This is a genomic window from Enterobacter sp. Crenshaw, assembly GCF_024734705.1.
Classification (GTDB): domain Bacteria; phylum Pseudomonadota; class Gammaproteobacteria; order Enterobacterales; family Enterobacteriaceae; genus Enterobacter; species Enterobacter asburiae_B.
This window is the reverse complement of sequence record NZ_CP102932.1, coordinates 3,766,223-3,776,664: the sequence shown is the minus strand read 5'-3', so window position 1 is coordinate 3,776,664 and position 10,442 is coordinate 3,766,223. Positions and strand designations below refer to the sequence as shown.

Annotated in this window: 11 protein-coding genes; 3 read left to right on the top strand and 8 right to left on the bottom strand. The window is 56.3% G+C overall.

The annotated features are described in order from the left end of the window. Nucleotides 1-95: 95 nt before the first annotated feature. From NWV12_RS17920 to NWV12_RS17900, 5 genes are all read right to left on the bottom strand, one after another. Entirely contained in the window at nucleotides 96-1,166 is a 1,071-nt protein-coding gene (locus tag NWV12_RS17920; protein ID WP_023333294.1) for an ABC transporter ATP-binding protein, read from the bottom strand. Further along, entirely contained in the window at nucleotides 1,159-2,928 is a 1,770-nt protein-coding gene (locus tag NWV12_RS17915; RefSeq protein WP_023309073.1) for an iron ABC transporter permease, read from the bottom strand. The genes NWV12_RS17920 and NWV12_RS17915 overlap by 8 nt, the downstream gene beginning before the upstream one ends. An 80-nt stretch (nucleotides 2,929-3,008) precedes the next feature. Further along, nucleotides 3,009-4,097 (bottom strand): ABC transporter substrate-binding protein, encoded by a 1,089-nt coding sequence (locus tag NWV12_RS17910; RefSeq protein WP_023309072.1) that lies wholly within the window; start codon nucleotides 4,095-4,097, stop codon nucleotides 3,009-3,011. Nucleotides 4,098-4,265: 168 nt separating this feature from the next. After that, nucleotides 4,266-4,961, bottom strand: coding sequence for a response regulator (locus NWV12_RS17905; protein WP_075202213.1), 696 nt, complete (start codon nucleotides 4,959-4,961; stop codon nucleotides 4,266-4,268). After that, nucleotides 4,945-6,585 (bottom strand): sensor histidine kinase, encoded by a 1,641-nt coding sequence (locus NWV12_RS17900; RefSeq protein ID WP_048979853.1) that lies wholly within the window; start codon nucleotides 6,583-6,585, stop codon nucleotides 4,945-4,947. Before NWV12_RS17900 ends, NWV12_RS17905 begins: the two co-directional genes overlap by 17 nt. Before the next feature lie 176 nt (nucleotides 6,586-6,761). Here NWV12_RS17900 and yjdI point away from each other — a divergent pair, with 176 nt between their 5' ends. Together yjdI and NWV12_RS17890 are read left to right on the top strand one after the other, a co-directional pair. After that, nucleotides 6,762-6,992 carry a 4Fe-4S mono-cluster protein YjdI gene (gene yjdI / locus NWV12_RS17895; RefSeq protein ID WP_008499689.1) on the top strand — a complete coding sequence of 77 codons (231 nt, stop codon included), beginning with the start codon at nucleotides 6,762-6,764 and terminating at the stop codon, nucleotides 6,990-6,992. Between the two features lie 10 nt (nucleotides 6,993-7,002). After that, complete coding sequence (locus tag NWV12_RS17890) at nucleotides 7,003-7,275, top strand: GNAT family N-acetyltransferase (protein WP_008499687.1); 273 nt, start codon at nucleotides 7,003-7,005, stop codon at nucleotides 7,273-7,275. 27 nt (nucleotides 7,276-7,302) lie between these two features. On the opposite strand, the gene NWV12_RS17885 is transcribed toward NWV12_RS17890, so the two are convergent. After that, nucleotides 7,303-7,914, bottom strand: a complete 612-nt coding sequence (locus NWV12_RS17885) for a LysE family translocator (RefSeq protein ID WP_039263308.1) — start codon at nucleotides 7,912-7,914, stop codon at nucleotides 7,303-7,305. 115 nt (nucleotides 7,915-8,029) lie between these two features. Here NWV12_RS17885 and NWV12_RS17880 point away from each other — a divergent pair, with 115 nt between their 5' ends. Continuing rightward, the gene (locus NWV12_RS17880; protein ID WP_023309067.1) at nucleotides 8,030-8,500 is read left to right on the top strand and encodes an Lrp/AsnC family transcriptional regulator; all 471 of its coding nucleotides are present in this window, start codon (nucleotides 8,030-8,032) and stop codon (nucleotides 8,498-8,500) included. 37 nt (nucleotides 8,501-8,537) lie between these two features. On the opposite strand, the gene NWV12_RS17875 is transcribed toward NWV12_RS17880, so the two are convergent. Beyond that, nucleotides 8,538-9,767 carry an amino acid permease gene (locus NWV12_RS17875; RefSeq protein WP_048979854.1) on the bottom strand — a complete coding sequence of 410 codons (1,230 nt, stop codon included), beginning with the start codon at nucleotides 9,765-9,767 and terminating at the stop codon, nucleotides 8,538-8,540. Nucleotides 9,768-9,886: 119 nt separating this feature from the next. Beyond that, nucleotides 9,887-10,348: a multidrug/biocide efflux PACE transporter gene (locus NWV12_RS17870; RefSeq protein WP_039263312.1), complete on the bottom strand. Its 462-nt coding sequence runs from the start codon at nucleotides 10,346-10,348 to the stop codon at nucleotides 9,887-9,889. Nucleotides 10,349-10,442: the final 94 nt, after the last annotated feature.

Here is a 10,442-nt window from a genome sequence, read left to right as displayed (position 1 = left end):
GGCTAGCGCCACCAATCCTGGCATCTGTCATTTCTCTATCCCGTCGACCCGGTAAGCGAAGCGCCACCGGGCCATGGCAGATTAATATTGACTCATCACCCTTTCGGGAACACCCAAACATGCTTCTCAGGCAACGAAAGATGGCAGTGCTGCGGATCCCGAACCTCATGCCCATACGCGCGGATCACAAAATCATCTCCCACCGTGCGGAACAGGTACTCCCAGCGGTCGCCGAGATACATGCTGGTGAGCAGCGGCAGCTCAAGCTGATTTTCCCCTGGTCCCTCGACCACCGCCACGCGCTCGACGCGGATCACAGCCGTCGCTTCTTCACCGCTCTGCACCCCTTCACCGGCCTGGCCCCACAGCACCCAGCCTTTTCCTTCGATACGCGCTTTGCCGTCGCGCACTTCGGTGACTTTGCCGTGCAGGCGGTTGTTGCTGCCCATAAACTCGGCGGTAAAAAGCGTTTTCGGCGAGCCGTACATCTCCTGCGGCGTGCCCTGTTGCTCAATTTTGCCGTTGTTAAGCAGCAGGATGCGGTCGGAAATCGACATCGCTTCGTTCTGGTCGTGCGTCACCATCAGCGCGGATAACCCGAGCTTGATAATCAGTTCGCGCAGGAACACGCGGGCCTCTTCGCGCAGCTTGGCGTCGAGGTTAGAGAGCGGTTCATCCAGCAAAATCACCGGCGGGTTGTACACCAGCGCCCGGCCAATCGCCACGCGCTGCTGCTGCCCGCCGGAGAGCTGGTGCGGGTGACGTTTGCCAAGATGACCCAGACCAAGCTGGTCCAGCACGTCCTGCACGCGCTGCTGGATCTCTTTGGCCGGGACTTTGCGCAGCTTGAGCGGATAGGCCACGTTCTCAAACACGGTCTTGTGCGGCCACAGGGCATAGGACTGGAACACCAGCCCAAGGTTACGCTCTTCCGCCGGGACCTCGCTGCGCGGCGTGCCGTCGTAAACTTTATTATTGCCAATGACAATGGACCCCTGCGTCGGTTTTTCCAGACCCGCAACGGCGCGCAGGAGGGTGGTTTTACCGCTGCCAGAGGGGCCTAACAGGGAGACCACTTCGCCGCGCTTCAGGTTCATGGAGACACCTTTTAAAACAGGATTGTCGCCGTAGGTTAAGTGCAGATCGTCAACCGCTAATTCAATCATGTATTTTCACTCCGAAACGAAGGGCAATGCCCAGACCTACCACGACCAGCAGGATGTTAATGAAAGAGAGCGCCGCCACGATATCGATGGCACCCGCGGCCCAGAGGGAAACCAGCATCGAGCCGATGGTCTCCGTGCCGGGTGAAAGCAGGTACACACCCGTTGAATATTCGCGCTCAAAGATCAGGAACATCAGCAGCCACGAACCGATAAGACCGTAGCGGGAGAGCGGGATGGTGACGTGGCGGGTGATCTGCCCGCGCGTCGCCCCGGTGCTGCGCGCCGCTTCCTCAAGCTCTGGCCCTACCTGCAGCAGCGTGGAAGAGATCAGCCTCAGCCCGTAAGCCATCCACACCACGGTATAGGCCAGCCAGACGCTGAAAATGGTGCTGCGCAGCGAACGCAGCCAGACGATGACGTTTTCACGCATCCAGTCGGTCCAGGCGAACCCGGAAAGCCAGCCGGATTTCAGCGAGTTATCCAGCCACATCGGCAGGAACAGGAACACCCACAGGAACGCCAGACCCGCCAGCAGGCCAGGCACGGCGCGCGGCACCAGCACGCTGTAGTCCAGAAAACGCGTGGTGTTGTCCGGCTTGCGGTGCATGGCAATGCCGACAAACAGGTAGCACACCACGGCCAGCGCGCCGCCAATCACGCCAATCGCCATGGAGTTGACGATGGCGCGCAGCAGGTTGGGCTGCGCCCAGATGGTGCGGAAGGTGTTCAGAGAAAGCTCGTCCCACAGCGAAACGCCCACGCCCCAGTTGGAGATAAACGCGCGCAATACCACGCCGAGCAGCGGAACGCCGATGGTGACGGTGAGCCAGAAGGCAATCACTCCGCCAGCCACCCAGCGCCATTTACCCAGCGGCAGCGCGCGGGCCTGCGAAGCCTTGCCCTTCATGGTGACGAAGCGGTTGGCGGTGCGCATCAGGCGACGCTGGAGCATCACCAGCGGGATGGTGATGCAGATCAGCACCACGGCAACCGCCGCCATCAGGTTATAGGATGGGGTGCCCATCTTGTTCGTCAGCTTATAGAGATAGGTCGCCAGCACCATGTTGCCTTCCGGGTCGCCGAGGACCAGCATCAGGCCGAACACTTCCAGCCCGAGGAAGAACAGCAGCACGGTGGCGTACAGAATGGACGGGCGCACCATCGGCAGGCTGACGGAGGTCATGACCTGCCAGGGCGACGCGCCCGCGGTGCGTGCGGCTTCTTCCACATCGGAGCCCACGCTGCGCAGCGCAGACGAGATATACAGATAGGCGTGCGGGACGTGCGTCAGGCCGGCGATGACCACAATGCTCGACATGTCGTAGATATTCCACGGCACAAAACCAATCAGCGCCTGAGCCCACTGGGAGAGAAAGCCCACCGGACCGGCGGCCACCACGTAGCCAAAGCCCAGCACCATCGGTGAAACGAAGATCGGGACCAGGATCAGCGGCTCAATCAGCCGGCGGCCGGGCAGGTCGGTACGCACCATCAGAAACGCCAGCACGCCGCCCAGCGGAATGGAGATAAAGACCAGCCCGAAAGCAAGAATAAAGCCGCTTTTCAGGGCCTTATAAAAATCAGGGTCGGTGAAAATAAACTCAAATGATTCAAAGCTCCACTCTTTTGACGGCGAAAAGAACGGGGCGGACAGGAAGCTCTGTATCACGATAAACGACAGCGGCGTATAGATAACCAGGGCGGTTATCAGCACGACGATGCCTCGCGGCAGACTTTGCCACTTTCTGCGTAATGTATTCATGGGGTATCCCTGGTGTTGCGGCCCAGAAAAACGAACTCAGTCGATAAGGGAGCGCGGCGGCCTGCGCCGCGCTCAGACGCTTATTTACCGGCGGCGGTACGCCACTCTTTGATGTACTCCAGGCGTTTTTTCGGCTGCAGGTATTCCAGCAGCGTTTCATCAACCGGAATTGGCTTCAGCGCGTTGCCGAGGATTTTGGTCAGGCCGTCGATATCGTTTTTCCCTTCGATATCGTTACGAATGGAGGGAATATCCGCCTGATTGGCCAGAATGTTTTGCCCTTGTTCAGACAGCACATAGTCCAGCCACAGCTTCGCGGCGTTGCTGTTTTGCGATTGCTGGCTGATGAACGACACGCGCGACAGCACCAGGGTGTAATCTTTTGGATAGGAAATGCCGAGCGAAGGATCGTTCTTCGCGCGCGCTTCCGCGTAGGAACCGAGGATGTTGAAGCCGATCAGGTTTTCACCGGAGGAGACGCGCTCCATCATGGTGCCGGTAGACGACTGCACTGATAAGCCACCTTTGGCGACGTCGGCCAGGGTTTTGAAGTAATTAGGATCGGCGTTGTGATCCTGAACCGAAAGCATAAAGCCCAGACCCGATTTTTCGATGTCGTAGGTGGTGACTTTGCCCTTGAATTTGTCCGTCTGGCTGGCAATCAGCTTCGCCAGCGCGGCGTGAGAATCCGGCACGTCGCCAGCCGGGATCAGGCGCTTGTTGTAGATAAAGACCACCGGCTCATAGGTAGTGCCATAAGCCTTATCCTTCCAGACCGCCCATTTCGGCAGCTGGCTTTGCTCCGGCGATTTATACTCCATGGCGTAGTCGGTGGCGAGCTTCAGGCCGGTGTCCATAGAGGAGCTCCAGACCACGTCGCCGCTCACGCCACCGGAGGCCTGTTCGCTGATGAAGCGGTTGTACAGCTCGGTGCTGTTCATGTCGTTGTATTCGACTTTAATGCCCGGGTAGGTTTTTTCGAAGCCCTGGATCAGCGGTCCGGCGGCCTTGATGTCGGTGGTGGAGTAAATAACAACCTTGCCCTCTTTCGTTGCGGCATCAACAACTTTTTGATACTCAGCAGGATAGCCCTGCGGCAGGGCAGAGAGTGCAGAAGCAGAGAACAGTACAGTAGCGGTAAGCAGAGAAATTCGGAACGTGTTCGACATTATAGTTAACCTTTTAGTTACATTTGAGGAACTAATTGTCAACATAGCGTATCGGGCTCCACCCACAAGAGGGGGAAGCGGGCAATGATTCCGAAGTGTGATTGTCGCCGTCGTTTCAGCAATTAACACCATAAAATCCGCGAACGTTAGCCTGTGAACGATTCTGGATTACGGTTTATCGGGCGCTTTGCGGTATAACCTTCGCGGATGACCTATATTGCCATACAGCATTTCGACGCTGATTAACCCGCTCTCCACGCAGTATTCAAGGTAGCGACGCCCCGTGGTTTTGCTGATCCCCACGTTTTCCACCACCTCTTCAACCGACATCGCGGTATCGGGATGCTCGGCGAACAGGTTTTTAATCCGTTCCAGCGTTTGGGGTTCAATGCCCTTCGTCGACGGCGTAATGGAGGCTTCCGCGGCGGGAAGATTAAACAGGCGATCCAGCGCATGCTGGTCGACCACCTTCACCTGCTGCACGGTGTGGATGAAACGCATAAACCGCTCCAGCGAGGCGTGCAGGCGCTGGAAAAAGACAGGCTTAATCAGGTAGTCAAACGCGCCGCTGCGCATGGCGTGGCTGCAGGTCTGCATATCGCTGGCGGCGGTGATGAAAATCACCGAGCATTCGTAGCTTTTCAGCAGCGGATTATCGATGAGCTCAACGCCTTTACCGTCCGGGAGATAGTTGTCCAGCAGGATAAGTCGCGGCTGGTGCTGACGAATCAGGCTGCATGCCTGCTCAATCGACGCGGCGATGCCCACCACGCGCAGATGGAAATTCTGCTCGATATACTCGCGATGCAGCTCCGCCAGGTGCGGCTCATCTTCAACTATCACAACGTCAAGTGGTCGGGTCATGCTGTCGCCCATTCGGAATAAACACAGAAAAAATAGTGCCCTGCGGCGTGTTGTCGGCAATCTCAATGCTGCCGCCGGCCTTGTCGATATATCCTGCCACCAGAAACAGGCCAATACCGTGCTCGGTACCCACAATGTCGTTTTCGCTGTCCGGCTTGCTGCTGAATCCCTGGCGGAAAATGTGCGGCTTCAACGCATCGTCCACCCCGCAGCCCCGGTCAGCCACCTCGATCAGCAGCTCCTGGTTACGGTCAGAAATGTAGAGTTCTACCGGCGCGTGGACCGGCGCGTTGAGTGTCGCCTCCACGGCGTTGTCCAGCAGGTTACCAATAATGGACATCAGCTCCGTTTCACTCAGCGCGGCAGGCATCCGGGTGAGCTGGCAGGCGGGGTCAAACAGCAGCTCGATGCCTTTTTCGCGCGCGCTGACGTATTTTCCGAGCAGCAGCCCGCACAGCGCCGGGGAGACAAAATGGGCTGAGACAAAGTCCAGCACGCGCTGGGCGCCTTCTGACTGCACCTGAATGTAACGGATCGCCTCGTCATAATGTTTCATCTGCAGTAGCCCGACGAGAGTGGCGGTCCAGTTCAGCTGTTCGTGGCGCATAATGCGCAGGTTATCCGCATAGCGTTTGATCTGACTGAGCTGGCTGCTGAGCGTGTTGATGTCATTTTTGTCGCGAAAGCTGTATACCCAACCGCTTTCAACGCCCGGTTCGACCTCAATGGCTACCCGGTTGACGATCACCTCGCGCTGGTTCAGCACCGCAATCTGGTCGTGGCTGCCAGCGCTCACCGAGGCGTAGCGCTGGGATAAAAACCCCGGCGCCGTCTGCAGAATGTCTTCCAGCGGTTTCCCGATAAGTTCATTCTCACTTTGCCGAATATCCAGCATTTCGCGTGCCGCGCGGTTAATTAAAATCAGCTGCTTCTCGCCATTAACGGCAAATACCCCTTCGTACATGGCTTCTAATAGCGCGCGCTGCTGCAAAACCAGCTGAGCGATATCTTTCGGCTCCAGCCGGAACATCTGTTTTTTTAAATTGCGGGTAAACAGCCAGGAGAAAATAAACAGCAGCAGCAGCAGCGCAGCGCCGTATAGCCCGGACTGCCAGAGAATGCGGGCGTTAATATTGGCAATATACGACGTCAGATAGCCGACCGAGACAATACCAATTACCTGATGCTGCGCGTTGAAGATGGGCGCTTTGCTGCGTAGCGACACGCCAATTCCGCCCTGACGCACGGAAATAATGGTTTTGCCCTTTAACACCTCGGCATTATCCCCGCCGATCATCGGTAAATTAATACGCTCCGGGGATTCCGAATGATAAAGGTGCTGCTCCTCGGTATCGCCAATCACAATGTAGCTGGCATCGCTTTCGGCGCGCAGCGGCTGAATTAACCGGGCTATTCCCGGAATATCTCTGGCCGCTACCATTGCCGCCAGACCCGGCATCAGCGCGATCTGGCTGGCCTGAACCCGGGCGCGCTGGCCGAGATCGTGATGGAGCTGTCGGTCAATAAAATGGAACAGGATTGTTCCCAGCAGAACTAACAGCAGGCAGGAGAAGCACACCAGCGCTAAAAACAGCTTTACCTGAAAAGAGAGTCTGCGTTTCATTCAACCTGCGGAAGTTATGTAAAAGTGACATTTGCCGAGCCTGACATGGGCCAATAGCGGACGCAATCTGGCGAGAAAAGAGTTGTGACCTGGCTTTTCGTTTTCGGCGTTATAGCCATCAGGATCCCGTAAGGCTATGCTTCATTCAGCACGATAATAATTACAGAGGCAATGTCATGGATAAAGAACTACTGGATGCGGGTTACCGGGCCTATACCGGCGAGAAAATTGACGTTTACTTCAATACCGGGATCTGCAAACACTCAGGTAACTGCGTGCGTGGGAGCGCAAAGCTGTTTAATCTGAAACGTAAGCCGTGGATCATTCCCGATGAAGTGGACGTTGAAACGGTTGTACGCGTGATTGATACCTGCCCGAGCGGTGCGCTGAAGTATCGCCAAAAATAAGCGAGGAACCATGGATATTCTGGAAGGCCATAACAAGTTTTACGTCAATGATGCGAACGGCAACCAGGTCGCGGAGATTGTCTTTGTACCGACCGGCGAGCACCTGAGCATTATCGAGCACACCGATGTGGATGAAAGCCTGAAAGGGCAGGGCGTCGGTAAACAGCTGGTGGCGAAAGTGGTGGAGAAGATGCGCGGTGAGAACCGTAAAATTATCCCGCTGTGCCCGTTCGCGAAGCATGAGTTTGATAAAACGCGGGAATATGACGATATTCGGGCGTAAATAACACCGGCGATGGCCGGTGTTTTTTTATCTTACCTGCTCAAACAGCAATACCATCGCGATCAGCACCATTATCCCTCCTGACGCCATGCTCACCCTACGCGCCGCCTGTGGCCGGGTCGCCAGTACCGCTTTCGAACCATACCCCACCAGCAGATAGACCAGCGTACAGGTGATAAGGTGCATCACGCCAAGCGCGGACATTTGCATCGCTAGCGACCAGCTTCCGGTCGGGTCGGTAAACTGCGGAAGCAGCGCCAGGAAAAGCAAAAAGACTTTCGGGTTAAGGCCGCTAATGCAGAGCCCTTTCACCGCCCACTGTCTCCAGTTTCCCGCATGGTGGGTGGCCTTTTCCGGTGCGGCCGGGTGACGCAACAGCCCGATGCCAAGCCAGAGGAGATACACGGCCCCCGCAACGGTCAGCCCGGTTAACGCCAGCGGATGCTGAGCAATCACTACGCCCACGCCAGCCACCACAATCAGCGTAGCTAACAGATGCCCGGACATTAACCCCATCACCGCCGGTACCACGCGTCGCCCGTTAATCCCGGCGCTAATGGCGTAGGCCCAGTCGGCGCCCGGCGTCATGATGAGCAGAAAAGAAACCACCCAAAAGCCGGCCACAATACTCATTTCCATCGTCGTGAAAACTCCCGCAGTGCGTCAAACGTTGAGAAAAAGAATATCGCTAACCCTGCGAAATAGGCTTTCAATGTTATGCTCATAACACCGTGAAAATGAGAAAATCTTCCACATGGATAGCATCGATCGAAAAATTCTTGCTGAGCTACAGTCTGATGGCCGTTTATCCCTGACCGAGCTGGCGGAAAGAGTGAATCTGAGCCTCTCGCCGTGCCATCGTCGCGTGCGGGCGCTGGAGCAAAGCGGGGCGATAACGGGATACCGTGCCAGCCTCGACCCCGCCAAAATGGGGTTCAACTTCCTGGCGATAGTGTTTGCGACGCTGAAGGAGGGTGACAGAAAGGCGGTTAGCGCGTTTGAAGCGGCGGTGGAGGAAATCCCGCAGATCGTGCTGGCACAGCGTCTGTTTGGCGATCCCGATTATCTGATGCACGTCGTGACCCGCGACCTGTCCGCTTTCCAGAAACTCTACGACGAGAAGCTCTCCGCCATGCCCGGCGTGCAGCACCTTCGCTCTACGCTTGTGATGAAAACGGTCGTGCAGGACAGACCTTTTCCGCTGGAATCAGCAGGGCGAGACTGAGAGGCATGCCCGGCAGAACGCCGGGCATGCAGGGCGTTTAGCCGACAAACATCACCGACACGCACAGCACGCCGACGATCAGCGTCAGCAGGTTGCCAATGGAGCGGTACTGTTTCAGTGACGGGATCAGATACGTCGACAGCGTCGGCATGATAAACAGGATCATGGCGATAAGCGGGCCGCTGATGGCGTAAATCATCGAAATGGCGTTCGGGTTAATGCAGCAGACGGCAAAGGTGATTAACGACACCCCCATAATGGAAATCGCGCGGTTAAAGGCGCGGCTCTTTTTCACGCCCACCTGATTGAGCGACGACTTCACGATCTCCGTCGCCCCTTCAATCACCCCAAAATAGGTGCCGAGGAACGATTTCGACATCGCAATAATCGCCACGATAATCCCGGAAATGCCCAGCCACGCCGGAGAAGAAGGCATCATCGACAGCGCGGACAGGATCGTTACCCCTTGCTCTTTGGCGGCCACAATGTACGACGGCGGAATTGAGAGCAGACAGCTGAAGACAAAAAACAGCACGCTCAGGCAGATGATCAGGTATGCCACCTTCATGATTTTCTTGCATTTATCCATAGCACCGTCGGCAAATTTCTCGCGACGGTCAACGGCAAACGTTGAGATAATCGGGGTATGGCTGAAAGCAAACACCATCACCGGAATCGAAATCCATACCTGATGCAGCGTATGACGATCGAACGCCATCTGGCTGGTCAGCAGCGAGGGTTGCCAGCTTCCGGTCAGGTAGAGCGAGACAAACAGAAAATAGGCAATCAGCGGAAACACCAGGAAGCCCATCACTTTTATCGTGATATGGCGCCCCATCAGGAAGATCAGATTCAGAACCAGCACCACCCCCAGGCTGACCAGCACGCGAACGGCGGTATCCACCGTCAGGTGTTTCGCCAGCTGCTCCGTGAGCGAGTTGGTGATGGCCACCGCATAAATCTGTACCACCACAAAGAAGGCGATGAAATAGAGCGTGGTGATCAGGTTGCCTATCTTCCTGCCGTAATAGTGCGAGACGGCGCCGGTGATCCCTTCGTTGCCTTTTGTTTTCGACGACAGGATAAATTGCGCCAGCGCCCGGTGCGGCCAGTAGGTTAAGGGATAGGCCACGAGGGCGGTAATAAACAGGACGATAGCGCCTGCGGAGCCCAGCTGAATGGGCAAGAACAGCGTTCCTGCGCCCACGGCCGTGCCATAGAGAGCGAAACTCCAGAGAGTCTCATCTTTTGACCAAATTTTCGACATTAGAGCAACGTATCAACTATCAAACCATCGGAATGGCGTGCAATTTACCATAGTTATGCCTGAAGAGCGCAGTTGCTTCGACGGAGTTTGGCCGGAACGGGCGTCCGGCCAGAGGCGGTTTAGCCTGCCAGGGCGCGCCGTTGCTGGCGACGCTTAAGAAATTTCTCGCGCAGGCTATCGTATGCCCAGTTATAGAACATGGTGTACGGCAGGAAGAACAGGAAGAAACCTATTTCAAGCGTGAATGCCTGAAGCAGCGTAACGCCCAGCACGGCGGCGACAATCGACACGCCAATCACGATAAACCCGCATTCGAACCCCAGCGCATGCAGCGCGCGCACTTTCGCAGTACGTTTGACGCGCTGAACCGGCCAGAAACGGTCGAAGCCGAAGTTATAAAGAATGTTCCACAGCATGGCGGTGGTGGCCAGAATAATGGTCAACCCCCCCATCTCCACCACGGAACGCTGCATGAGCCACGCCGCCGTAGGGGCGAGGATCGCCGTCGCAATCCCTTCGAAACAGACAGCATGAAAGATCCGCTCCGGCAGTTTACGTTGGAGTGCATCCTGATGTTGCATAGTCATAGACCTCATTAATTCGCCGGTATGGGCGTTGATGCAACCTATTTTCATCGCTAAAGCTGATATATTAAAGATAGTATCCATCGCTAAA